Here is a 22280-nt window from a genome sequence, read left to right as displayed (position 1 = left end):
GGGAAGGGCAGGCCGGTGAAGTTCATGGCGTCGCCGCCGGGGTGATGAAACGGTCGGGCGCAAGCGCGGCGGAGGTGATGCCGCGAGCCGTGAGATCGTCCGGCAGCGGCTGGCCGCGCAGCAGCGCCGAACCCAGCCGCGCCAGCGTCAGCGACACCTGGAAACCGTAGCCGCCCTGGCCGCCGAGCCAGAAGAAGCCGGGCAGGCGAGGGTCGAAACCGATGACCGGCGTGCGGTCGGGCGAAAAGGTGCGCAGGCCAGCCCACGGCGTCGACGGACGGCCGATGCGCAGCGACGTCGCCTGTTCGATGCGGTCGACGGCGATGGCGACGTCGATGTCTTCCGGATAGGCGTCGCAGGGTTCGGAATCGGTCTCGTCGGCCAGCGAGCCGATCAGCCTGCCGGCATCGGGCTTGAAGTAGAATTGTTCATGCAAATCGACCACCAGCGGCCAGGCGCTGATGTCGGTGCCGGCGGGCGGATCGAAAAGGAAGGCGGTGCGGCGCTTCGGCCGGAAGCCGAGACCGGAGAGACCGGCCAGCCCGGCGACGACATCGACCCAGGCGCCAGCGGCGTCGACGACGATGTCGGCCTGGTAGGCGCCGGCACTGGTGGTGACGCTGAAGCCGTTTGCGACGCGAGAAATCTCCAGCACTTCCTCGCCGGTGCGGATCACGCCGCCGCCGGCCTTGAGCGCGGAGGCTGAAGCCGCAAGCATCTTTCCCGTGTCGACATCGAGCGCGCCGGGTTCATGCACGCCGCCGCAGGTGGTTGCCGTGGCGATGACCGGTACCAGCGCGGTGACTTCCGTGGCCGACAGGCGCCGCACGCTCGGCACCAGCGCCTGCATCTCGGCCGCCATGCGGTCGACGGCTGCACTGTCCTCGACGCCGCCGACATGCAGCGCGCCGCGCCGGTGGGCGGCGAAGCCGCCATCGATGATCGCCTGTCGGCTGGCCAGCGACAGCGCCCGCACCAGCGCATTGCCATAGGTTTCGGAAAACAGCGCCGCGGAGCGGCCGCTGGCGTGGTAGCCGAGATGCGGCTCGCGCTCGAGCACGGTAATCTCGGCCCAGGATTGCACGGCCGCCGCCAGCGAAAGGCCGGCAATGCCGCCGCCGATGACGACGATTTTTTGGTGAGACTTGGACTGCATGTCCTAGGGGTAGAAATATTTTCGTATCCAGTCAATATTTAGCGTATAAGAAAATTATTAGCGTTGTTGATGGCGGCAGGGAGTTGGACTACCTAGGGTGAAGAAGCGGCCCGGTGGCCGCGCCAGGAGCTGACGATGTCGGAGCAACCGAACCTCGGTGATTGTCTGCGCGGCTTGAGGAAGACGCATGGCTGGACCTTGCAGGAGGTCAGCACGCTGACCGGCGTCGCGGTGTCGACGCTGTCCAAGGTCGAGAACGACCAGATGTCATTGAGTTACGACAAGCTGCTGCAGATCTGCGAGGGGCTGAGCATCAATGTCACCGAGCTGCTCAGCGGCGACCGCAAGCAGCCGGCCGCGCGCACCCGTCGTTCGGTGACCTCGCAGTCCAACACGCTGCGCCAGCTGACCCGCAACTACGATTACCGCTATCTGGCCACCGATCTGGTGCGCAAGCGCATGGTGCCGATCCACGCCTATGCACGCGCCCGCACGCTGCAGGAATTCGGCCCGCTGACCAGGCATGCCGGCGAGGAATTTTTGATCGTGCTCAAGGGCGAGATCGAACTGCACACCGACCAGTACGCGCCGGTGCGGCTGAAACAGGGCGACAGCGTCTATATCGATTCCACCATGGGTCACGCCTATCTGTCGGTGGGCGAGGGCGACGCCGAGATGCTGTGCGTCTGCTCCGGCGACGAGCCTGACATGGAGGGCGCGCTGCTGAGCGTGCTGGAGACGGTGGAGGGGTAGGGGCAGGTCCCAACCCTCCACGTTGGTGCTGCCCCTCATCTGGCTGCCGCCATCTTCTCCCCGTAAACGGGGAGAAGGACGATCCTATCGACGGGCGGCGCTGGCTCCAACAATTGAGCGGCTCCGCTACAGCGCAACTACACGTCCCATTCCCCGCCGAACCGCCTCGCGGTAGGCGAGGTCGGCGGCCACCATGTCTTCCATGGCGACGCCCATGGCCTTGTAGACGGTGACCTGATCGGCGCTGACTCGTCCCGGCCGCCGCCCGAGCAGCATGTCGCCGAGCTCGATTCCGGCTTTCGGATCAATGCCCGCCAGTTCGCAAGAGCCGACCGGCGTCGGGGCAAAGGCGTCCCTGGTCTCGACGAACAGGCTGGCCCGGCCAATAAGCTCGACCGGCAACTCGCCACCGGGCGGTGCGACGCCAATCGACGAGACATGGGTGCCCGGCCGCACCCATTCGGCCGAGATCACCGGCGCATAGGAATGCGTTGCCAGGCAGACGACGTCGGACGAACGCACCGCGGCCTCGATATCGGCGACGGCAACGACGCCGGGATGTTGCGCGGCAAGCGCCTGCGCATCGGCGAATTCCTTCGAGACGACGCGGATCTCGGTGAAGTCGCGCACCAGCGGCAGAAGATGCAGATGCTGGCCGGCCTGCACACCGGCGCCGACCACCGTCGCGACCTTGGCGCCGCGGCGGGCGAGTTCACGCACCGAAAGCACGGCCGAGCCGGAGGTGCGCACGGCGGTGATGTAGGTGCCGTCCATGACGCAGACCGGCATGCCCGTCTGCGGGTCGAACAGATGGATGGTGGCGAGGTGGCTGGGGATGCCTTTGGCGACGTTGCCCTCGAAGACGTTGACGATCTTCACCGTCAGATGCATGCCCGCTATCCATGCCGACATCGCCAGCGAATAGCCGGCCTGCGGAACATCGAGCTGCGGCCGTGCCGGATTGACCACCTTGCCGCCGGACAAGGCCTTGAAGCCGCCAGCGAGCACGTCGAGAAGCTGGCGCAGGTCGATGCAGGTTTTCACCTCGGCCTCGCTCAGGATGAGTACGGGCATGTCACCCTTGGCCTGGGCGCTGCAGGAGATCGATATCGCTGATGTCATGGGATCCGCTTTCGTTGTCGGTTGCACGACAACGGTATTGCGGTCTGGGAGCGTGATGAAATATACTGCTTTTGCTATTTTGGCGTGATTATCACGTTTGTTCTGGTCAAAAAGTGTGAATCCTGAAATGGACGATCTCGACCGTATCGACCGCTCGCTGCTGCGTTTGTTGCAGGAGGACGGCCGCCGCACGACGCTCGATCTGGCGCGCCGGGTCGGTCTGTCGCCGACGGGGGCGACGCAGCGCGTCAAGCGGCTGTTCGCCGAAGGCTTCATTCGCGCCGTGCGCGCGGTGCTCGATCCTGCTCGGATCGGGCAGGCGCAGCTCGTCTTCATCGAGGTGCGGCTCGACCACACGGCGCCGCATGTGTTCGACCGCTTCGCCGAGGCGGTTCTGCGGGCGCCCGAGATCATCGAATGCCACATGGTGGTCGGCGGCTTCGACTATCTGGTCAAGGCGCGCATCGCCGACATGGCGATGTTCCAGGATTTCCTGCAGCGCGTCATCCTGCCGCTGCCCGGGGTGCGGGAGACACACACCTACGCTTCGATCGCCAATGTGAAGCCCGACGCCTTGCTGCCGATCTAGAGCGGCGGCCTTTCTCCCGCATCCAGCAACCATTGCCGCACGGCTTGCGTCGGCTCGGGGTGGCGCTGTTTTCTCGGCATCACAACATAAAAATCCTGCGTGCCGCGCATTTCGCCGCTGACGGGCTGAACCAGGCGGCCCGTGGCGAGATCAGCGGCTACGAGGAAGCGGCTGGCCAGCGCAATGCCCTGGCCGGCGACGGCCGCGTCGATGGCCAGGCCCGTCTGGTTGAAGCGCATCCGTTTCAATTCGGTCGTCATCTTCAGGCCGACCGCTTTCTCCATGAATTCCGGCCACAGATTGTGGGCATCGTGCAACAGCACATGGTGCTGGATTTCGGAGGCTGCGATTTCAGCAACACCTTCCGGCAGCAAGGCCGGGCTGCAGACGGCGACGATCTGCTGGGGAAACAGCAGGTCGACGATCAGCCCAGCGCCGAAGGGCGGGCGGCCTTGCCTGACCGCGATGTCGACGCCATCGGCTTGAAAGCTCGATAGGCTCTCGCTGGCCAGCACGCGCAAATCGACCAGCGGGTTGTGCGCGACGAAGTCGTGCAATCTCGGGATCAGCCATTTGGTGGCGAAGCTCGGCGTCACGCTGATCGTCAGCCGCGCCGGCTCGGGACGAAGCAGCAGCGTCGCCTCCGAGATCAGGTCGAAGGCGCGGCGGATATTGGGGACATAGGCGCGGCCCTCATCGGTCAGCGCCAGGCCGCGCGGCAGCCGCTCGAACAGCTTTGTGCCGAGATCGGCTTCCAGCCCGCGAATGTGCTGGGCGACCGCCCCTTGCGTGACATTGAGCTCTTCGGCGGCGATGCGGAAGTTGAGATGACGCGCCGAGGCTTCGAAGGCGCGCAGCGCATTCAACGGCGGCAGGCTGAGGAAGGCTTCGGGCATGCAGGAGTTTTTCTACAGGTTGATTTCAGGCATTCTGGTTCGAACCAGCGGGGAAAACCAGCTATATCAACGCTCAGCTCCCGAAAACACCGCTTGCGGTGCCCGCAAACCCTGAGAGGAAAATCCGATGAGTGTAGAAAAAGTAGCTGTGGTGGTGGCCGGCGGCAGCGGCATGGGTGCGGCGGCGGCCAAGCGGCTGGCGGCGGACGGCTTCAAGGTCGCCATTCTTTCGTCGTCCGGAAAGGGCGAGGCGCTGGCTGGGGAATTGGGCGGGCTGGGCGTCACCGGCTCCAACCAATCCAATGAAGATCTGCAGCGTCTCGTCGACCTGACGCTCGAACGTTTTGGCCGCATCGACGTGCTGGTCAACAGCGGCGGCCACGGGCCGCGTGCGCCGATCCTCGAAATCACCGACGAGCAATGGCACACCGGCATGGATGTCTATCTGCTGAACGTCATCCGTCCGGTGCGCATCGTGGCGCCGCAGATGGTCAAGCAGAAGGGTGGGGCCATCATCAACATCTCGACGGCCTGGGTGGTCGAGCCGAGCCCGATGTTCCCGACGTCCGCGGTGTTCCGTGCCGGGCTTGCCGCCTACACCAAGATCTTCGCCAACACCTACGCCGCCGACAATGTGCGCATGAACAACGTGCTGCCCGGCTGGATCGACAGCCTGCCGGCCACAGAAGAACGCCGCGACAGTGTGCCGATGCAGCGCTACGGCACCTCGGAAGAAATCGCCGCGACCATCGCCTTCCTGGCGTCCGAAGGCGCCGGCTACATCACCGGCCAGAACATCCGGGTCGACGGCGGCATCATACGCGCTATTTGAGGGCGTCGGCCGGGGGGATCCCGGCATCTCACCCCAAGGAGCAAAGAATGCGGCTTTTGATACTCGGCACCGGCTGGATGGCGCAGGAACATGCGCGGCGCTTCACCGCCATCGACGGCGTCGACATCGTCGGCGCGGTCGATGTCGATCCGGCACGGGTCGGCGAGTTCGCCGACAGTTTTGACATTCCCAACCGCTTTACCGCGCTGGATGAGGCGCTGACATGGGGTGAGTTCGACGCGGTGGCCAATGTCACGCCGGACCGCATCCACCACCCGACCACCATGGCGCTGGTCGCCGCCGGCAAGCCGGTGCTGTGCGAGAAGCCGCTGGCCGAAAACTATGGCAAGGCGACCGAGATGGCCGACGCCGCCGAGGCCGCCGGCATCGTCAACATGGTGAACCTCACCTATCGCAATGTGCCGGCGCTGCAGAAGGCCCGCCAGATGGTGCAGGCGGGCGAGATCGGCACCGTCAGGCATGTCGAGGCGTCCTACCTGCAAAGCTGGCTGGTGTCGAAATTCTGGGGCGACTGGCGCACCGATCCGAAATGGCTGTGGCGCCTGTCACGCGGCCACGGCTCCAATGGCGTGCTTGGCGATGTCGGCATCCACATCCTCGATTTCGCCAGCTATGGCGCAGCCGTCGACATCGACCATGTCTTCTGCCGGCTGCGCGCCTTCGACAAGGCGCCCGGCAACCGCATCGGCGACTACGGGCTAGACGCCAATGACAGCTTCGCCATGACGCTGGACTTTTCCAACGGCGCCTTCGGCGTGGTGCATGCCAGCCGCTGGGCGACTGGCCATCTCAACGAGCTGCGCCTGCGCATCTATGGCGAGAAGGGCGGCATCGAAGTGGTGCACAATCTGGATGGTTCGACGCTCAAGGCTTGCATCGGCGAAAACGTCGAGAACGCCATATGGGAAGAGCTCGACGCCGGCACGGTGCCGACCAACTACCAGCGTTTCACTGACGCGGTGCGATCCGGCGTGCAGGCCGAACCGTCCTTCCGCCATGCCGCCGAATTGCAGAAGGTGCTGGATCTGGCCGTCGTCTCGGACGAGAAGCGGGCGGAGCTGAGGGCGAGTGCGGAAACGCGGTGAGCTGGGCGAAGCGGCCGGCGCCAGCGGTCGAAGATAGCACTGCCGCCAACTTCGGATTGGAGGCTGCGCCAGTCAGGGGCCGGTCACGAGCGAAAAAACCAGTTTCTGCAAATTGCCGCCATTGCCGAATTCGACGCGGTCGAAATCGCGGCTTGCCAGCACCCGCGCCTTCGAGATTGCGTCGAGCCGCTTGACCACCTCGGCCCTTGTCTTGCTGCATTTGGGATCGTCGGCGACGGTCAGGCCGTTCGTCGCGGCTTGGATGTCGTGGACCATCTGGACCATGCTGGCGCCATGCACCTTCTCATGGGCGGCGACGCCGGCGATGAAAGTTTCCCAGTTCTTCTGGACGGCGGGCGGCAGGGAGCCGGAGGGTTTTGGCAAGGTGTAGGTGACGATCAGCTTCGGCCGCCCGGCCGTCAGCACGCAGTCCTTGCCACTGGGCTTGTAGTCCCTTAACCCCCAGGTCAGCTTGAAATTGGTGTAGGCGATGGCGCGGGCAATGCCGAGCTTTGGCCCTTTCTCGCCGATCGAGCGGTAGAGTTCGGCGCCGGACCGGCCCGAGATCGCGTAGGGCTCGATTTTCTCGACCGGCTTCCACTCGGCACGAGCGGTGAGCGGCGAGGCAAGCAGGGCGGCAAAGGACAGACACAGGCGAACGCAGGCTCTCAATCCAACTCTCCACGAAACAGGACCGGCTGCCGCAACGGGCAATGCCATTGGATCGCTTTTTCCTATATGCTGCCGACGGACGCTGCAAATGCCCTGGAGGCAGTCAATTGGGGGAGTCATGAGAGTTGCACATCTCATCGTCGCTGGTGCCTTGGCCGTCGTGCAGGCCGCGCAGCCGGCGTTTGCCGCGTCGTGCGGTGGCTGGAGCGCCAAGATGGAGGAAGACGAGGGCGGCAGCGTGCTGACGGCTTCGGTCTGCGGCGGGCCGAAAGGCGATGCGCATATGATGCTCACCTGTTTCGACACGCCGGTGCTGAGCTACGATCTCGGTGCCGCCGGCCAGCAGCTGGAACCTGGCGTCAGCGGTTCGTTCGCGTTCAAGGCCGACGGCAAGACGGTAACGAAGACACTGCAGCTGGAGGCCATGTACAACTACTTCGTGGTCAATCTGGCGAAAGCCGATCCGCTGCTCGACCTGCTGCGCGGCAAAGGCGATGTGTCGGTCAGTTCAGCCAAATATGGCGAGATCAGCTTTCCGCTGAAGGGCTCCAGCGCGGCCATCGGCAAGGTGCTGGCGCAGTGCGGCAAGGCCGGGCCAGCGGATGGGGATTGACGGGGCTCTACAGTTCGATGCCGGCGCACCAATGAGGCGGTTCTCGTTGGCTCACCGGGCTTGCTGCCGAACCACCCCACCCAGTCGCACCATCGCGGCCATCAACTCCTCGTCCGAAAACCCCGAAAAACCCAGCACCAGACCTTGCCGGGGCGCCCCGCCGATGAACATTGAGGACAAGGCCCTGGCGCCGACACCCGCCGCCTTCGCCGCCTCGACGATCGCGGTGTCCGGCCCGGCGTCCTTCAGCGTCGCCATCAAATGCAACCCCTGTTCGGGCACGGTTACTTCGAGGGCATCGCCGCAATGCGCCTCGAGGCCGGCGACCAGGACGTCGCGCGCGGCCTGGACGCGGCGGCGCACGCGCCGGAGATGCGCGGCGAAATGGCCTTCGTTCAACAGGTCGGTCAGCGCGCCTTCGGCCAGAGTCGAGGGGAAGCGGTCGGAGCGCGCCCTGACCGCCATCACGGCATCGAGCAGCGCTTCGGGCACCACGACATAGCCGATGCGCAGGCCGGGGAAGAGGATTTTCGAGAAGGTGCCGAGATAGGCGACACGGTCTGAACCGTCCATGCCCTGCAGCGAGGTCAGCGGCGGGCCGGCATAGCGGAACTCGCTGTCGTAGTCGTCCTCGATGATCCAGGCATCGTTGCGCCGAGCCCAGTCGAGCAAAGCGAGACGGCGGCGCATCGTCATCGTCACGCCGAGCGGATATTGATGCGAGGGCGTGACATAGGCCGCGCACGCCTTGGAGCACAGGCTTTCGCCGATCTCGGGATCGAGCCCTTCCGCGTCGACCGGTACCCCAAAAACCCTGGCGCCGCTGCCGGCCAGCACGGCCTGCGCCATGGGATAGCAGGGGTTTTCGATCCAGACGGCATCGCCGGGGCTGAGCGCGGCGCGCACCAGAAGATCCAGCCCCTGCTGCGTGCCCGAAGTCAGCGCGATCTGGCCGGCATCGCAGCGCACGCCGCGTGCGGTCCTGAGATAGGTGGCAATTGCCGTGCGCAGCGGCAGGCCGCCGCGCGGATCGCCATAGCGGAAATGCTCCGGCCCGGGGCGAGCTAGGTGGCGCGACAGAAGGATGCGAAACAAATTAAGCGTGCGCGGATCGGACACCGCCACGCCAAGGCCGCAAGGCAGCGAGGTGGCGGCATCGATCTCGGGTGGCCGTGGCTTGACCAGTGTTGTCGGCAGATGCGGCACGTCAGGCGCGACGAAGGTTCCGGCACCGATCCTGGCGACGGCGAAGCCTTCCGAGACCAGCATTTCAAAACAGGCAACCGCCGCCGAACGCGATAGTCCGAAGCGCTGTGCGAGATCCCGGGTGGTCGGCAATTTGGCCCCGGCGGCCAGCGCGCCGGTCTCGATCAGCCGCCTGAGCGCCGCATAAAGCTCGCGGCTGCGCGGGCCGTCGCCCGGGAGGACCGGGATCAGCGCCGACCAATCCGGCAAATTGGTCTGTTTTTTCTTCATCGGATTGGTTCTTTTATCAACCAATGTCATGGCGCATGGTTGGCAGACAACAACCAAGGATGCAAGCCGTGAACGACACGCCAGCCAGCTTTCCGACCACCAGCCGCAACCGCGTCAAGCGCCTGCACGAGCGCGGCAGCTACGACCATGCGGCAGTCTTCGCGGTGCTGGATGCCGGGCTGCTGTGCCATGTCGCCTATACGTTCGACGGCCAGCCCTATTGCACGCCGACCATCCACTGGCGCGAGGACGACATGCTCTACTGGCACGGCTCGTCGGCCAGCCGCATGCTGCGCAATCTGCGCGGCGGCACGCCGGCGTGTCTGACGGTGTCGCATCTCGACGGGCTGGTGCTGGCGCGCTCCGGCTTCAACCATTCCGCCAATTACCGCTCGGCAATGTGTTTCGGCACAGCGCGGATCATCGACGAGCCTGATGAGAAACTGAAGGCGCTGGCCGGAGTCGTCGACCGCTTCTACCCCGGCCGGAGCGAGACCCTGCGGCCGATCTCGGTGCAGGAGGCCAAGGCGACGACGGTGATCGGCATGCGCATCGAAGAGGCATCAGCCAAAGTGCGCGCCAAGGGCGTCGGCGACGACGAGGAGGATTACGGGCATCCGGTTTGGGCCGGCGTCATCCCGGTGCGGATGGTGGTCGGCGCCGCCGAGCCGTGTCCGAGGCTGCTGCCCGGTGTGGAGCGGCCGCAGAATCTGGCTAGATATGCCGAGGGCGAAAGGCTGGATCGGGCGCTGACGCAGGCGCAACTGACGTATGAGGGCGAGCTGTAGTCAGCAAAGTTAGCGCCGCCCCTCATTGTCCTGCCGGACATTTCTCCCCGTATAGTGACGGGGAGAAATGTCCGGCCGCCACGTTGGCGCTTTTTCTGCGACGCTGGCGATTTGGCGAAATCATCTGACACAGCGTCCTTCTCCCCGTCACTATACGGGGAGAAGATGCCGGCAGGCAGATGAGGGGCGGCACCAGCGCCCTGTGGAGAGCGTATTCAAATCTTGCGGCCACCAGTGCCTCGCGATATCTCGACACCATGATCACCTTCCGTCGTGCGCAGGCCTCCGACCTGCCTGATATCGTCGCGATGCTGGCCGACGATCCGCTTGGCGCCGGCCGCGAGGACGCTTCCTTGCCGCTGGCGCAAGGCTATGTCGATGCTTTCAACGCCATCGACGCCGATCCCAATCAACTGCTGGCGGTGGCTGTCGAGGGCGGCGAGGTGATCGGCACCTTGCAGATTTCTTTCCTTGCCGGGCTCTCGCACAAGGGCGCGTGGCGCGGGCAGATCGAGGCGGTTCGGGTTGCCGGCCACCGGCGCTCGGGGGGCGTCGGCAGGCTGATGATCGAATGGGCGATCGATGCGTGCCGGGTGCGCGGCTGCGGCCTCGTCCAGTTGACCACCGACAGGTCGCGCGCGGACGCGCACCGCTTCTATGAGAGCCTCGGCTTCACCGGCAGCCATCTCGGCTACAAGAAGAGCCTTTAGGCGGACGGAAACCGCTGCACATTTTTTGTGGAACTGCTCGCGGCGTTCGAGCAGTGCGCCAGCGCTGGCGCATTCGGGAAATCGTTCAGGCACACTTCAATTCGCGGCCAAGAGGGGATATAGGTCAGCCAAGTTGACCTATATTGCAGCGTCTGGGGAGGCGTGTCGTGACCCTTATGAATCTGTTGGCTTCGCGCTCGTCGCGCATGAAAGCGTCCGAAATCCGCGAGCTCCTGAAGCTGCTCGACCAGCCGGACATCATCTCGTTCGCCGGTGGTATTCCCGATCCGGCGCTGTTCCCGGCCGAGGCGATCCGCGACGCCTATGCTTCGGTGCTGGGCGGCGCGGAGGCGGGTGCGGCGCTGCAGTACCAGGTCTCGGAAGGCTACCTGCCGTTGCGGCGCTGGCTCGCCGGGCAGATGGGCAAGCTCGGCGTCGCCTGTGACGAGGCCAATATCTTCATCACCTCCGGCTCCCAGCAGGCGCTGGACTATCTCGGCAAACTGTTCCTGTCGCCGGGCGATACCGCGCTGGTGACATGGCCGACCTATCTCGGCGCGCTGCAGGCTTTCAACGCCTATGAGCCTCGCTACGACCGGCTGACCCCGGCCGGCGGCAACATGACGCCCGATGCCTATCGCGCGGCGGCGGCAGCAAATGGCGGCAAGGCCAAATTCGCCTATCTGGTGCCGGATTTCGCCAACCCGACCGGCAACACGCTGAACCGTGAGCAGCGCGAGGCGGTGCTCGACCTTGCCGGCGAACTCGACATCGCCGTCATCGAGGATGCCGCCTATCGCGCGCTGCGCTATGACGGCGAAGGCGAGCCGCCGATCCTGGCGCTCGACTGCATCAGGTCCGGCGGCATCGACAAGGCGCGCACGCTCTATTGCGGCTCGTTCTCGAAGATACTGTCGCCGGGCATGCGCGTCGGCTGGGTTTGCGCCCCGCGCCACATCGTCGAGAAACTGGTGCTGATGAAGCAGGCCTCGGACCTGCACAGCCCGTCGATCAACCAGGTGGTGATGCATCGTGTCGCCGAAGCCGTCTCCGACGGCCAGGTGGAAAAACTTATCGGCGCCTATCGCGAGCGCCGCGACGGGCTGCTCTCGGCACTGGAATCCAATATGCCGGAAGGCGTGACCTGGAGCCGCCCGGAAGGCGGCATGTTCGTCTGGGTAACGTTGCCGGAAGGGGCCGACGCCACCGAGCTTCTGGCGCGGTCGGTGAAAGAAGCGCGGGTGGCCTTCGTGCCGGGCAGCGCCTTTTATGCCGACGGCACCGGGCGCAACACGCTGCGGCTGTCCTTCACGCTCGCCGACCGGCGCGCGGTGAGCGAAGGCATTCCAAGGCTAGCCGCCATCCTGAAGGGATAGGCCGGCGCCGGAGGCCGGCTTTTCCTCCGCCATCACAGTCACCATCCGCTCAAGCTTTGAAAGCCTGGTGCGAGCGAGTTTGCGGACCGGCTTTTCGAAACCTTCTTCGCCGCTTTCGACGACGAAGACCAACGTCATGAAATCGAGCATGAACTCATCTATGGCTGCCGCGACCTCGCGCGACCTGCCCTTGAACCGGCGCAGCAGAACGGTTGCTTCCTCGATATCCTCGATACCGGCGCTGTCGACCAGCGCTTCGAGCCTCTGAAAACTATCCAATAGCAATTCCTCCCACCGGGGCACCCAACCCGGTTGTGAGCGGAAAGTTCCAAACTGTGAGTGCTCTCGCGAAGAAATCGCCTCCACCGCTTCCGCGGTTTCGACGGGCCATCGGCAATTTTTTGTTCGGGTGGAACCTCCGCGGCCAACAAAGGTTCTTACCAGGTCTGATCCCCCCTCAGACCCCTGAAGGCTAGACATGCTTTCCAAAGGCCCGCCGGATCCCCTCCCGGCGGGCTTTTTGTTTGCTGGATAGAACAAGTATCCGCATTGACGACGCCCTGTCCGAACCTAAATTCGAACCTCACGAGGAGGCATCTTTATGGAAACCCAGGAATTGCATCGCGGCCGGCTCATCGACCACATCCAACTGGTGGTCAGGGATCTCGCGGCCAGCCGGCGTTTCTACGAGGCGGTCCTGCAGGCGATCGATGTTCCGATCGGTGGGAGCGGCGACGATTTTTTCTGGGCCGACGAGCTGTTTGTCTCCACTGCCGACAGCCGGGCCGCCCAGGGAAAACTCACCGGTCGCCATCACCTGGCTTTCCAGGCAAGGGACCACGCCATGGTCGACGCCTTCTACAAGGCCGGACTGGCGGCTGGCGGCACGGACAATGGCGCGCCGGGCGAACGGCCCTATCATCCTGGCTATTACGCCGCCTTCCTGCTCGATCCCGACGGCAACAACATCGAGGCCGTCCATCATGGTCCGCATCGTCGCAGCGCCGCTTCGGTGAAGATCACCTTCTAAGCTGCCGATATTCAGCCGGCCGGGATCGCGGGCGCATGGGCGATGCTGGAGAGAGGCTTCCTTGCGTTGCCAGATTGATGGCCACGATGCTAACCGTGCAAATGGCGGGCGGGAATCGGCATCGAAGCAACGTGCGCTGCAAAATCCTCAATAGAACTCCCCTTACCTCCGTGGAGATATATCTTTTATGCAAAACCCAACAAGGGCGATCTGTGCCGCCACGCTTTTATTTGCGATCGGGGCCGTGGGCCTCACAAGTATATCACCTTTTGCTTATGTTTCATCGGCGCAGGCGCAGGAGGAATATCTTCCGACCCAGAAGGATTTTGTCGGCAAATGGAAACTCAACGGCGGAGCCATCCGGCCGCCGCGCGATATGAAGGATGCGCCGACACCGGAACAGGAAGCGGCCGCCAATGAATTCCAGCAGACGGTGACCGCGTTTTACGGCGCGTTCGACTATCTGGAGATCACGGCGGACGGCCGCTACAACTTTCATCAGCCGGGTGATCCGACGTCGGGGCCTTGCGTCTGGTGCGGAACCTGGTCCTTCAGCAACAGTTCGGCGTGGCTCAAGCTGGAGACGGCGCCCCGGCTGGATATCTACGCCAAGGACGGCGACATGCAGATGACCTACACTGTCGAACCCGACGAAAAATCGAAATATGCATGGCTGGTTTTCGGTTGGACGAAGGCCGAGTAGGCGGCGGCGCGCGGCTCGCCACACCTAAACGGGCCTAAGCGGCTTTTCATCCATCTCGTATCCTCGTATACGAGATGGAGTCAACCGCCGAGGAGCCCGTATGAGTCCACTGCCTGAAACCGTGCCGTTTTTCAGCCAGTGGGAGACGCCAGATATGACGCTGGACGTGCTCGCCGACGGCGCGGATGTTGCCCTCAGGCGCGATCCGCTGTGGCGGGGATCGGGCGCGGAAACACTCGATGAATATGCGGTCTGGGCGGCCAATATCTGCGGCATGGCCTGCCTTAAGATGATCCTGGCAAGCCGCGGCGAGATCGTGCCGACGATCGAGCTTGCCAGGCGCTGCACCTTATATGGCGGCTATGTCGTCAACGGGGGATCGATCAAGGGGCTGATCTACGCGCCCTTCGTCAGCTTCGTGAAAGAGGTTTTTGGACTCCGGGCCGAGGTGGTGACCAATGTCGCGACGGCGGAGATTCCGGCGATCATGCAGCGGATGCGCTTCTTCATCGCGTCGGTCAGCAGTTCGATCCGCTGGCCCGAGCGCGAGCCGCCCTCGAAGGGCGGTCACCTGGTGCTGGTCACCGCGGCATCCAATCAGGGTTTCCGCTTCCACAACCCGTCAGGCCATGACCCCGCCACACAGGCAGACGCAGTGTTGGCGCCGGCCGATTTCGACCGCTTCTTCGCCAATCGCGGCATTGCCGTCGCCATTTGATTTTTTTTGAGAGTCGAGGGATTTCGATGACCGGTAAGACAAGAGTGGCCATCCTCTATGGCGGGCGTTCGGCCGAGCATGACGTGTCGCGCCTTTCGGCCGCCAATGTGCTGAAGGCGATCGACCGGACGCGCTACGACATCGTGCCGATCGCCATTACCAAAAGCGGCAGATGGCTGCTGCAACAACTTGATGACGCGGCAGGGGCGCCGGCATCCGAAGATGGTGCCGAGGTCGCATTGTTGCCCGGCGGCAAGGGCCGGCTGGTCGCTGTGGCTCGGGATGGTACGCAGCCTGACCTGCCTCCCATCGACGTCGTGTTTCCTGTACTGCACGGGCCGTTCGGCGAGGACGGCTCGGTGCAGGGCTATGCCGAGGTCGCCGATGTCGCCTATGTCGGCTGCGGCATCCTCGCCTCGGCCGCCGCCATGGACAAGGATGTCGCCAAGCGGCTGATGCGCGAGGCGGGATTGGCGGTTGCCCGCTCCGTCACCGTGCATCGAAACGGCAAGCATTCCTTCCAGGAGATTGCCGGGGCGCTCGGCCTGCCGTTCTTCGCCAAGCCGGCGCGCCAGGGCTCGTCCTTCGGGGTCAGCAAGGTGAATGACAGGGATGGCTTCGAGCAGGCCATCGACACGGCTTTCCGCTACGACGGCAAAGTGTTGATCGAGGAATTCGTCGAGGGCCGCGAGATCGAGTTCTCGGTGCTGGAGCGCGCCGGCGGGTCGCTGACGGTGTCGCTGCCCGGCGAGATCATTCCGGCCGGCAAGCACGGCTTCTACACCTATGAGGCCAAATATCTCGATGCCGACGGCGCGCTGGTCAAGGTGCCCGCTGATGTCCCGGCCACTGTGGCCGACAAAGCGAGGGAGATGGCGCGTCAGGCTTTTCAGGCGCTCGGCTGCGAAGCCATGGCGCGCGTCGATTTCTTCCTGCGCGCCGATGGCAGCCTGCTCGTCAACGAGGTCAACACCATTCCCGGATTCACCGACATCTCGATGTACGCCAAGGCGTTGGCCGCCTCAGGCATCGGCTACAGCCAAACCATCGACGTGCTGATCGAGCACGCGCTGGCCAGGCATGCGGCGCGCTGATCCGATCGGTCGAGAGCGGCCGATGCGGCCCGGATCATTGCCTGTGAGCGAGGCGTATTTCATCGTTGGCTAAAGTTGCACGTCCGCTCTATATGCCCGATCATGGCATTTGGCAGGGGAGGCATCACGTGGCCAATCGTCGAAACGGCACGGCGTCTCCGGCTGATGGGCTAGGGGACGCCCTTTCAGCAGCCGCGCCCCATCCGCGAACCTCTTTGCCCAATGTGGCGGCCATCGTCACGACGGTGGCCGCACTGTATTTCGGGCGCGAGGTTTTCCTGCCGATCGCGATCGCGCTGCTGCTGACCTTCGCACTGGCGCCGCTTGTCTCAGCTCTTAAAAAAATCGGCATTCCCCGGATTGCCGCCGTCATTGCCAGCGTGCTCGGCGCTTTCGCGGCGCTTGGCCTGTTCTCCTTCATCGTCGCCACGCAGGTCAGCGAACTGGCGCAGAACATCCCGGTCTACCAGACCAACATCCTGACCAAGATCCGCTCGCTCAAGGAAACCGGGGTCGGGGGCGGGATCCTTGCCAGACTGAGCAAGGTGGTCGAACGGGTCGGCCAGGAGATCGACAGGCAGGACCCCTCGCTGCCGGCTGCCACCCCGGAAAAGCCGCCGCGCGAGCCGGTGCCTGTCGAGATCGTCGCCCGAGAAAGGCCGCTCCAGGTCCTGCAGAATATCGTCGGGCCGCTGATCAGCCCGCTTGGGTCGGCCGGACTGATCATCGTCGTCGTCATCTTCATGCTGCTCGAGCGGGAGGATCTGCGCGACCGCTTCATCCGGCTTGTCGGCTACGGCGACCTCCACCGCACCACCGAGGCGCTTCAGGATGCCGCCAAGCGGGTGGGCCGCTATCTCTTGATGCAATTGGTCGTCAACATCGTCTACGCCGTACCGATCGCGATCGGGCTCTGGGCCCTCGGTATTCCCAATGCGCTGCTGTGGGGGCTGCTGGCGCTGGCGCTGCGTTTCGTTCCCTATATCGGCCCGATCATCGGCATGCTTTTGCCGCTGTTCCTGGCGCTGGCCGTTGCGCCGGGCTGGTCGCTCGTGCTGTGGACCGCCGCCCTGTTCGTAGTGATGGAGCTGATCACCGGCAATATCATCGAACCCTGGCTCTACGGTTCGCGGACAGGACTGTCGCCGCTGGCGATCATCGTCGCGGCGATTTTCTGGACGTGGCTCTGGGGGCCGCTCGGGCTGATCCTGTCGACACCGCTCACCGTCTGCCTGGTGGTGCTGGGCAGACACGTGCCGCAGTTTGAATTCCTCGACGTGCTGTTCGGCAACGAGCCCGTGCTCGAACCCCATGCGCGCCTGTACCAGCGGCTTCTGGCCGGCGATCCGGAAGAAGCCACCGACCATGCCGAGGAGATGCTGGAGGAGAAATATCTGGTCGAATTCTACGACAAGGTTGCCATTCCGGCGCTTTTGCTGGGCGAACAAGACCGTGTGCGCGGCGTCATGGGCGATTTGCAAAGGCGGCAGGTGGCGGCCAGTGCCCTGGTGCTGGTGGCCAATCTCGACGACAGCGCGCAGGAGGAGGCAGGCGAGGAGGAGGCGCCGCCCGTGGCCGCAGAGGCGAGCGACGATGGCGATCCCAACGGGGAAGACGAGACCGACCTGCCCGATGGAACGGATATGTCCGTGCTTTGCGCCGGTGGGCGTGGCGAGCTCGACGACGCCGCCGCCGCGATGCTGGCGCAGGTGCTGGAGGTCCAGGGCGCGACGGTATCGAAAGCCGGCTTTGCGGATATGGAGCCCGCCAGCATTCGCCGCCTTGAGCTCGAAACCGTCGACACTGTCGTGGTCGGATTCCTGAACCGGGATTCCGTCAAGCACGCCCGTTTTCTGGTTCGCCGGCTGAAGCGTGCGAAGGCCGCACTTCGGGTGGGAATCGTGTTCTGGTCGGAGGCCGGCAGCGAGGACAAGGAGACGGCCGACAAACTGGCCCGTGACTTGAACGCGGATTTCGTGGCGCATGGCATGGTCGACGCCGTGCTGGGCGCGCTGTCAAACGAGCCGCCGGTCGCTCTCAAGCTCGTCGCCAAACGGCGCATGCGGCGACAGCGGGCCGCGTCCAAGAAGGTTACGGCGGCAGCGGCGGATTAGGCCCTGCCTTTGCCTTTTTCGGCAATGTCGGGGTCGACAAGCCAGGCACGAATTGCGGAAAATAGTTCACAGATGTCGATTTCCGGGAGGCCCATTCGTCTTCACGATAGGGAGCCGAAGAATTCGCCCAATCAGGAACGATGCGATGACAATCACCATCACGGCATTTGAGCGATCGCCCGATCGCGGCAAGGGACTGGCGCGCGATACGCGCGTTCGCTGGGCGCTCGAAGAGGTAGGGCTGCCTTATGAGGTTCGGTTTGTTTCCTTCGCGCAGATGAAGGCGCCGGACCATCTGGCCCTCCATCCCTTCGGCCAGATCCCCACCTACGAGGAGGGTTCTCTCTCACTGTTCGAGACCGGCTCGATCATCCTTCACCTTGCCGAGCAGCACGCGGGCCTGCTGCCCGGCGATCGCGATGCCCGCGCGCGTGCGATCACGTGGATGTTTGCCGCACTTAACACAGTCGAGCCGCCGATCCTCGAATTAACGACGGCAAAGATATTCGAAGCTGACAAGCCCTGGAGCGAGGAGCGTTTGCCATTGGTGAAGGATCGTGTTCGCGCTTGTCTCGACAGGCTCTCGGCTCGTCTGGACGCCGCCGAGTGGCTCGACGATGCATTCAGCGCGGGCGATCTGTTGATGGTATCGGTGCTGCTGCGACTAAGAATGTCGGGCATTTTGGACGAATATCAAAACCTTGCTGCATATGTAGCGCGCGGTGAAGCTCGGCCTGCTTACATCAGGGCTTTCGCTGCGCAATTTGCGATCAACGCTCCACCGGCCAGCTGAAACATTGGCTGATAAAGCCGAGCCGACAGCCGATTTGACATCAGCTGCCGCCGAAGAGTTGAGCGAGAGCATTGCCCTCAGAGCGAGACGGGCGGCGCCCCCTACCGGTCGACCATCGCCATGCCCCGCTCGGTGTAGCGCGGGCCGGAGACTTTTCCCGGCGCAAGCGCTTCGTCGAGCGCGGCCATCTCGGCGGCATCGAGTTTGATTGTGGCGGCGGCGACGTTCTCTTCCAGGTATTTTCTGCGCTTGGTGCCGGGGATCGGCACGATGTCGATGCCAAAGCCGTCGCCCTTCGCCAGCAGCCATGCCAGCGCGACCTGGCCGGGCTTGATGTCTTTGGCTGCTGCGATGTCGCGCACCTTGGCGGCTGCCTCGACATTGGCGTCGTAGTTTTCGCCCTGGTAGCGCGGGTCGTTGCGGCGATAATCGCCGTCGGGATAGTCTTCCGCGCGCTTGACCTGGCCGGTGAGAAAATCTCGGCCGAGCGGCGAGAACGGCACCAGGCCGATGCCGAGTTCGCCAAGCAGCGGGATGATCTCCGGCTCCAGATTGCGCTCCCACAGCGAATACTCGCTCTGCACCGCTGACACCGGGTGCGCGGCATGCGCCCGGCGGATGTTGGCCGCGCCGGCCTCCGACAGGCCGAAGAAGCGCACCTTGCCTTGCGCGACGAGTTCGCCGACGGCGCCCGCGACATCCTCCATCGGCACCGCCGGGTCGACGCGGTGCTGGTAGAGCAGGTCGATATGGTCGGTTCCGAGGCGGCCGAGCGAGGCTTCCACGACCTCACGAATATGCTCGGGCCGGCTGTCGGTTCCAGCCTGCTTGCCGTTTTCGATGCGGAAGCCGAATTTGGTGGCGATCGTCACCTGGCCGCGCTTGCCCTTCAACGCCCGGCCGAGCAATGCCTCGTTGGTATACGGGCCATAGACCTCGGCGGTGTCGAGGAAGGTGCAGCCGAGTTCGATGGCGCGGTGCAGCGTGGCGATGGATTCGGCCTCGTCGGCCGGCCCGTAGGACTGGCTCATGCCCATGCAGCCGAGGCCGATGGCCGAGACCTGCAGCCCCTGGCTGCCGAGCTTGCGTGTTTTCAGGGTCATGGCAGGCGTTCTCCGGGAAGGTCCAGGAATTATAGCAGCCGATCGCTCAATTCCCACAGGGTGTTCGGCCGCATGTCGATGGCTTGAAGACGACGCGGCCGCCCCATGGCTGCTCACCATGCGGCGGCGCTATTCTTCGACGGCCAGGATCACTCCGGCAATCGCGGCGCCGACAAAAGCGCCCATGGATGCGCCGACAAGGGGATCGGCCATGATATGGTTGCCGACCACTTCGCCGACACCGCCTCCAGCCAATGTGCCGGCAATTATACCGATGAAAAGGCGGAGAAGTGGATCTGTAGTCAGGCGATTCAGCATCATCATGGCCTTTGCAGCTCGCTCACATGTTGGAGGCGACATCGGGGGTGGACGGAGGCTTGGCCCTATGAGTGGCACGCTGGTTTGACGCCTGCGGCGCAACGCTGGGCGTGGCTTTGGCATTCCCAGCGGTGTTGGACGCTTGCGCCTTGCGGCGCCTGAGCCAGTTGGATGACAGTTCGGCAAGGAGACTGCGCAGAGCCTTCACCACGTCCTCCTGAGTGCGGCGAGGCCAAAACCTCTATGCACCCAGTTTGTTCCACACCGAAAACAATCGTTCGCGAAACGGCGCCTGCCGGCGCGATCGGCCTGTTTGCCGGGTTCTGTCGAGGAGTGGATCGGAGGTCGCGGCATGTTCTGCCAAGCAGGCTGGCAGGTGACGTGACGCTGCCCAGGCTCCCAGTGCGCTGAAAGCGGCCGGGCATCACCTGCCGATATAGGCGGCCAGTTCGTCCGGCGTCCCGTTCGGGAAGGCCTGTTTCAGAAAGTCCAGGAAAGCCGACACGCGCGGGCTGAGCAGCCGCCGAGACGGGTAGAGCGTCCACAGAGCGATCTCAGGGCCGTCAATGTCTCCCCAATTCACCAGTGTGCCGTCAGCTAAATCGTGGGCCACCAACGAAATGGGAAGACGTGCTGCCCCGACCCCCGCTCGCACCGCATCGCGCACCATAATGAGCGTTCCCAAAGCGAGGACCGGCTCGATTTCTATCGCCGACCGGCCAGCCTCTGTCTTCACGTGCCATATTTGCCGTTCGCCTGTCCCGCGCGCAACGCCAGGGGCCGGACCACCGGTGCGAGGAAGTTGAGGGCTCGCCACGACGACCAGCCGGTCGCGGAGAAACGCCCGTCCGACCAAGCTTTCGTCGGGATCCGGGTTGACCCGGATCACCAGGTCGTAGCCTTCCTCGATCATGTCCACAGCCCGGTCCTCCGTCGTGACCTCCAGCCTCACCTCCGGAAATTTGAGGGTAAATCCCGCGGCGATCCTCCCCATCGCGGTCTGAGAAAAAAGCAGGGGCGCGCTGATACGCAATCTGCCCTTGGGCTTCCGACCGCCCGAGGCTATCTCCGCAGCCGTCTCGTCCAGTTCGGCAAGCAATACCCCCGTCCGCTCGAAGAGCGCCCGTCCTTCTTCGGTCAGCTTCAGGTTGCGCGCGCCCCGTTCAAACAGGCGCAGGTCAAGGCTGCCCTCCAAGTCTCCAACCCGCCGCGACAAGGTTGCCTTGGGCCGGCCGGTGGCCCTTGCCGCTTTGCCGAAACCGCCATGGCGGGCAACGAGGTTGAAATCGGTGAGGGCCAGAAGATCCATGAGTGTTCCACCAGTGAGACGGCGCGTCTAAAATTTCGGCCTGTTTGACTGTTTGTGAGCCACACATATTGGGCCTGTCAAGCAACCCAACAGGAGAAATTCCATGACCATTCTCGTTACCGGCGCCACAGGCAATGTTGGCCGCCAAGTCGTCGAACACCTCGTCAAGCGCGGCGCCGACGTCCGTGCTCTCGTCCGCGATCCGTCGAAAGCCAGCTTTCCGGCAGGCGTATCGGTCGCGCAAGGCGACTTTCTCGATGTCGATTCACTGCGCAAAGCTATGTCCGGTGTTTCCACCCTGTTCCTCTTGAACGCCGTGGTGCCGGACGAATTCACCCAGGCTTTGGTCGCGCTGAACGTCGCCCGATCGGCGGGCATCGAGCGGATCGTCTATCTCTCGGTGATCCATGCGGACGTCTATGTGAACGTGCCGCATTTCGCCGGCAAATTCGGCGTCGAGCGAATGATCGAGCAGATGGGCTTCCAGGCTACGATCCTGCGCCCGGCCTATTTCATCCAGAACGACCTGATGATCGAAGACGTCATCACCGGCTACGGCACCTACACAATGCCGGTCGGCGCCAAGGGGCTCGCCATGGTCGACGTGCGTGATATCGCCGAGATCGCCGCTCTCGAGCTGCTGCGCCGCGAACGGTCCGCGGAGCCGCTTGCGCTCGAGCGGATCAACCTCGTCGGTCCGCAGACACTGACCGGGACGGATATCGCCGCCATCTGGTCCGACGTGCTTGCCCGCCCGATCAGCTACGGCGGCGACAACACCGAAGGTTTCGAGCAGAACCTCAAGCAGTTCCTGCCTGCCTGGATAGCGTACGATATGCGCTTGATGGGCGAACGGTTCCTGACCGACGGCATGCTGCCCGAGGCCGGCGACGTCGAGCGCCTGACCACGCTTCTGGGCCGCCCGCTGCGTCCCTATCGCGACTTCGCCTCACAAATCGCCGGCTCCGCCTGACGGAACGGCTCCGGTCATCACCAAGGTACGGAAACA

The 22280-nt window shown here is 64.1% G+C and carries 24 protein-coding genes; 15 read left to right on the top strand and 9 right to left on the bottom strand.

All coding sequences use genetic code 11. The features are described 5' to 3' along the window. Positions 1–22: 22 nt before the first annotated feature. On the bottom strand, positions 23–1156 hold the full coding sequence (locus AC0L3E_RS15275) for an NAD(P)/FAD-dependent oxidoreductase (protein WP_473605091.1): 1134 nt from the start codon (positions 1154–1156) through the stop codon (positions 23–25). Positions 1157–1291: 135 nt separating this feature from the next. Here AC0L3E_RS15275 and AC0L3E_RS15270 point away from each other — a divergent pair, with 135 nt between their 5' ends. Then, positions 1292–1909 (top strand): helix-turn-helix domain-containing protein, encoded by a 618-nt coding sequence (locus tag AC0L3E_RS15270; protein WP_473605090.1) that lies wholly within the window; start codon positions 1292–1294, stop codon positions 1907–1909. Between the two features lie 126 nt (positions 1910–2035). On the opposite strand, the gene AC0L3E_RS15265 is transcribed toward AC0L3E_RS15270, so the two are convergent. Further along, a complete protein-coding gene (locus tag AC0L3E_RS15265) occupies positions 2036–3031 on the bottom strand; it encodes an ornithine cyclodeaminase family protein (protein ID WP_473605089.1) in 996 nt (331 codons plus the stop codon). Between the two features lie 127 nt (positions 3032–3158). Here AC0L3E_RS15265 and AC0L3E_RS15260 point away from each other — a divergent pair, with 127 nt between their 5' ends. Beyond that, the gene (locus tag AC0L3E_RS15260) at positions 3159–3620 is read left to right on the top strand and encodes an Lrp/AsnC ligand binding domain-containing protein (RefSeq protein WP_023813853.1); all 462 of its coding nucleotides are present in this window, start codon (positions 3159–3161) and stop codon (positions 3618–3620) included. Here AC0L3E_RS15260 and AC0L3E_RS15255 read toward each other — a convergent pair. Further along, positions 3617–4516, bottom strand: a complete 900-nt coding sequence (locus AC0L3E_RS15255) for a LysR substrate-binding domain-containing protein (RefSeq protein WP_127271872.1) — start codon at positions 4514–4516, stop codon at positions 3617–3619. The two genes, AC0L3E_RS15260 and AC0L3E_RS15255, sit on opposite strands and share 4 nt — an antisense overlap. A 127-nt stretch (positions 4517–4643) precedes the next feature. Here AC0L3E_RS15255 and AC0L3E_RS15250 point away from each other — a divergent pair, with 127 nt between their 5' ends. Together AC0L3E_RS15250 and AC0L3E_RS15245 are read left to right on the top strand one after the other, a co-directional pair. Further along, complete coding sequence (locus AC0L3E_RS15250; protein WP_023813851.1) at positions 4644–5348, top strand: SDR family oxidoreductase; 705 nt, start codon at positions 4644–4646, stop codon at positions 5346–5348. Positions 5349–5395: 47 nt separating this feature from the next. Beyond that, a complete protein-coding gene (locus tag AC0L3E_RS15245) occupies positions 5396–6454 on the top strand; it encodes a Gfo/Idh/MocA family protein (protein ID WP_127272050.1) in 1059 nt (352 codons plus the stop codon). 72 nt (positions 6455–6526) lie between these two features. Here AC0L3E_RS15245 and AC0L3E_RS15240 read toward each other — a convergent pair whose 3' ends face one another. Further along, the gene (locus AC0L3E_RS15240) at positions 6527–7126 is read right to left on the bottom strand and encodes a DUF922 domain-containing Zn-dependent protease (protein WP_127383395.1); all 600 of its coding nucleotides are present in this window, start codon (positions 7124–7126) and stop codon (positions 6527–6529) included. Between the two features lie 118 nt (positions 7127–7244). Here AC0L3E_RS15240 and AC0L3E_RS15235 point away from each other — a divergent pair, with 118 nt between their 5' ends. Next, entirely contained in the window at positions 7245–7739 is a 495-nt protein-coding gene (locus tag AC0L3E_RS15235) for a hypothetical protein (RefSeq protein ID WP_473605088.1), read from the top strand. Positions 7740–7790: 51 nt separating this feature from the next. Here the strand turns inward: AC0L3E_RS15235 and pdxR are convergent, their stop codons facing one another. Next, positions 7791–9215, bottom strand: a complete 1425-nt coding sequence (gene pdxR, locus AC0L3E_RS15230; protein ID WP_473605087.1) for a MocR-like pyridoxine biosynthesis transcription factor PdxR — start codon at positions 9213–9215, stop codon at positions 7791–7793. A gap of 35 nt (positions 9216–9250) precedes the next feature. Here pdxR and AC0L3E_RS15225 point away from each other — a divergent pair, with 35 nt between their 5' ends. The 3 genes from AC0L3E_RS15225 to AC0L3E_RS15215 all read left to right on the top strand — a co-directional run bounded on the left by AC0L3E_RS15225 (position 9251) and on the right by AC0L3E_RS15215 (position 12089). Continuing rightward, on the top strand, positions 9251–10003 hold the full coding sequence (locus AC0L3E_RS15225) for a pyridoxamine 5'-phosphate oxidase family protein (RefSeq protein ID WP_256746866.1): 753 nt from the start codon (positions 9251–9253) through the stop codon (positions 10001–10003). Positions 10004–10260: 257 nt separating this feature from the next. Continuing rightward, a complete protein-coding gene (locus AC0L3E_RS15220) occupies positions 10261–10713 on the top strand; it encodes a GNAT family N-acetyltransferase (protein WP_473605086.1) in 453 nt (150 codons plus the stop codon). 176 nt (positions 10714–10889) lie between these two features. Continuing rightward, positions 10890–12089, top strand: coding sequence for an aminotransferase-like domain-containing protein (locus tag AC0L3E_RS15215; RefSeq protein WP_206631175.1), 1200 nt, complete (start codon positions 10890–10892; stop codon positions 12087–12089). Here AC0L3E_RS15215 and AC0L3E_RS15210 read toward each other — a convergent pair. After that, positions 12066–12368 carry a hypothetical protein gene (locus AC0L3E_RS15210; RefSeq protein ID WP_245469453.1) on the bottom strand — a complete coding sequence of 101 codons (303 nt, stop codon included), beginning with the start codon at positions 12366–12368 and terminating at the stop codon, positions 12066–12068. The two genes, AC0L3E_RS15215 and AC0L3E_RS15210, sit on opposite strands and share 24 nt — an antisense overlap. A 322-nt stretch (positions 12369–12690) precedes the next feature. Here AC0L3E_RS15210 and AC0L3E_RS15205 point away from each other — a divergent pair, with 322 nt between their 5' ends. From AC0L3E_RS15205 to AC0L3E_RS15180, 6 genes are all read left to right on the top strand, one after another. Beyond that, on the top strand, positions 12691–13119 hold the full coding sequence (locus AC0L3E_RS15205; RefSeq protein ID WP_473605085.1) for a VOC family protein: 429 nt from the start codon (positions 12691–12693) through the stop codon (positions 13117–13119). Between the two features lie 187 nt (positions 13120–13306). Continuing rightward, a complete protein-coding gene (locus AC0L3E_RS15200) occupies positions 13307–13822 on the top strand; it encodes a hypothetical protein (protein WP_127319408.1) in 516 nt (171 codons plus the stop codon). 100 nt (positions 13823–13922) lie between these two features. After that, positions 13923–14540, top strand: coding sequence for a C39 family peptidase (locus AC0L3E_RS15195; protein WP_128307669.1), 618 nt, complete (start codon positions 13923–13925; stop codon positions 14538–14540). Between the two features lie 26 nt (positions 14541–14566). Continuing rightward, on the top strand, positions 14567–15634 hold the full coding sequence (locus AC0L3E_RS15190; RefSeq protein ID WP_473605084.1) for a D-alanine--D-alanine ligase family protein: 1068 nt from the start codon (positions 14567–14569) through the stop codon (positions 15632–15634). Between the two features lie 128 nt (positions 15635–15762). Then, positions 15763–17748 carry an AI-2E family transporter gene (locus AC0L3E_RS15185; RefSeq protein ID WP_128307671.1) on the top strand — a complete coding sequence of 662 codons (1986 nt, stop codon included), beginning with the start codon at positions 15763–15765 and terminating at the stop codon, positions 17746–17748. Between the two features lie 145 nt (positions 17749–17893). Then, positions 17894–18541: a glutathione S-transferase family protein gene (locus tag AC0L3E_RS15180; protein ID WP_127271145.1), complete on the top strand. Its 648-nt coding sequence runs from the start codon at positions 17894–17896 to the stop codon at positions 18539–18541. A 101-nt stretch (positions 18542–18642) separates the two neighbouring features. Here AC0L3E_RS15180 and AC0L3E_RS15175 read toward each other — a convergent pair whose 3' ends face one another. The 3 genes from AC0L3E_RS15175 to AC0L3E_RS15165 form a co-directional block, all read right to left on the bottom strand. Then, the gene (locus tag AC0L3E_RS15175; RefSeq protein ID WP_473605083.1) at positions 18643–19644 is read right to left on the bottom strand and encodes an aldo/keto reductase; all 1002 of its coding nucleotides are present in this window, start codon (positions 19642–19644) and stop codon (positions 18643–18645) included. 129 nt (positions 19645–19773) lie between these two features. Beyond that, positions 19774–19968: a hypothetical protein gene (locus AC0L3E_RS15170; RefSeq protein WP_128307673.1), complete on the bottom strand. Its 195-nt coding sequence runs from the start codon at positions 19966–19968 to the stop codon at positions 19774–19776. Positions 19969–20386: 418 nt separating this feature from the next. Continuing rightward, positions 20387–21271 (bottom strand): LysR family transcriptional regulator, encoded by an 885-nt coding sequence (locus AC0L3E_RS15165; protein WP_128307675.1) that lies wholly within the window; start codon positions 21269–21271, stop codon positions 20387–20389. A 103-nt stretch (positions 21272–21374) separates the two neighbouring features. Here AC0L3E_RS15165 and AC0L3E_RS15160 point away from each other — a divergent pair, with 103 nt between their 5' ends. Then, entirely contained in the window at positions 21375–22244 is an 870-nt protein-coding gene (locus tag AC0L3E_RS15160) for an SDR family oxidoreductase (RefSeq protein ID WP_473605082.1), read from the top strand. Positions 22245–22280 lie beyond the last annotated feature (36 nt).

Source organism: Mesorhizobium sp. WSM4822, from assembly GCF_055811155.1.
Note: the sequence above shows the minus strand (reverse complement) of the source record. Positions and strands in the feature narration are given on the sequence as shown.

Excerpts from the sequence above, each read along its gene's own strand:
- AC0L3E_RS15275 (WP_473605091.1), bottom strand. The coding sequence starts at position 1,156 with ATGCAGTCCAAGTCTCACCAAAAAATCGTCGTCATCGGCGGCGGCATT.
- AC0L3E_RS15160 (WP_473605082.1), top strand. The coding sequence starts at position 21,375 with ATGACCATTCTCGTTACCGGCGCCACAGGCAATGTTGGCCGCCAAGTC.
- AC0L3E_RS15245 (WP_127272050.1), top strand. The coding sequence starts at position 5,396 with ATGCGGCTTTTGATACTCGGCACCGGCTGGATGGCGCAGGAACATGCG.
- AC0L3E_RS15215 (WP_206631175.1), top strand. The coding sequence starts at position 10,890 with ATGAATCTGTTGGCTTCGCGCTCGTCGCGCATGAAAGCGTCCGAAATC.
- AC0L3E_RS15235 (WP_473605088.1), top strand. The coding sequence starts at position 7,245 with ATGAGAGTTGCACATCTCATCGTCGCTGGTGCCTTGGCCGTCGTGCAG.
- AC0L3E_RS15250 (WP_023813851.1), top strand. The coding sequence starts at position 4,644 with ATGAGTGTAGAAAAAGTAGCTGTGGTGGTGGCCGGCGGCAGCGGCATG.
- AC0L3E_RS15190 (WP_473605084.1), top strand. The coding sequence starts at position 14,567 with ATGACCGGTAAGACAAGAGTGGCCATCCTCTATGGCGGGCGTTCGGCC.
- AC0L3E_RS15205 (WP_473605085.1), top strand. The coding sequence starts at position 12,691 with ATGGAAACCCAGGAATTGCATCGCGGCCGGCTCATCGACCACATCCAA.
- AC0L3E_RS15255 (WP_127271872.1), bottom strand. The coding sequence starts at position 4,516 with ATGCCCGAAGCCTTCCTCAGCCTGCCGCCGTTGAATGCGCTGCGCGCC.
- AC0L3E_RS15165 (WP_128307675.1), bottom strand. The coding sequence starts at position 21,271 with ATGGATCTTCTGGCCCTCACCGATTTCAACCTCGTTGCCCGCCATGGC.
- AC0L3E_RS15175 (WP_473605083.1), bottom strand. The coding sequence starts at position 19,644 with ATGACCCTGAAAACACGCAAGCTCGGCAGCCAGGGGCTGCAGGTCTCG.
- AC0L3E_RS15200 (WP_127319408.1), top strand. The coding sequence starts at position 13,307 with ATGCAAAACCCAACAAGGGCGATCTGTGCCGCCACGCTTTTATTTGCG.
- AC0L3E_RS15260 (WP_023813853.1), top strand. The coding sequence starts at position 3,159 with ATGGACGATCTCGACCGTATCGACCGCTCGCTGCTGCGTTTGTTGCAG.
- AC0L3E_RS15220 (WP_473605086.1), top strand. The coding sequence starts at position 10,261 with ATGATCACCTTCCGTCGTGCGCAGGCCTCCGACCTGCCTGATATCGTC.
- pdxR (WP_473605087.1), bottom strand. The coding sequence starts at position 9,215 with ATGAAGAAAAAACAGACCAATTTGCCGGATTGGTCGGCGCTGATCCCG.
- AC0L3E_RS15270 (WP_473605090.1), top strand. The coding sequence starts at position 1,292 with ATGTCGGAGCAACCGAACCTCGGTGATTGTCTGCGCGGCTTGAGGAAG.
- AC0L3E_RS15265 (WP_473605089.1), bottom strand. The coding sequence starts at position 3,031 with ATGACATCAGCGATATCGATCTCCTGCAGCGCCCAGGCCAAGGGTGAC.
- AC0L3E_RS15195 (WP_128307669.1), top strand. The coding sequence starts at position 13,923 with ATGAGTCCACTGCCTGAAACCGTGCCGTTTTTCAGCCAGTGGGAGACG.
- AC0L3E_RS15170 (WP_128307673.1), bottom strand. The coding sequence starts at position 19,968 with ATGATGATGCTGAATCGCCTGACTACAGATCCACTTCTCCGCCTTTTC.
- AC0L3E_RS15225 (WP_256746866.1), top strand. The coding sequence starts at position 9,251 with ATGGTTGGCAGACAACAACCAAGGATGCAAGCCGTGAACGACACGCCA.
- AC0L3E_RS15180 (WP_127271145.1), top strand. The coding sequence starts at position 17,894 with ATGACAATCACCATCACGGCATTTGAGCGATCGCCCGATCGCGGCAAG.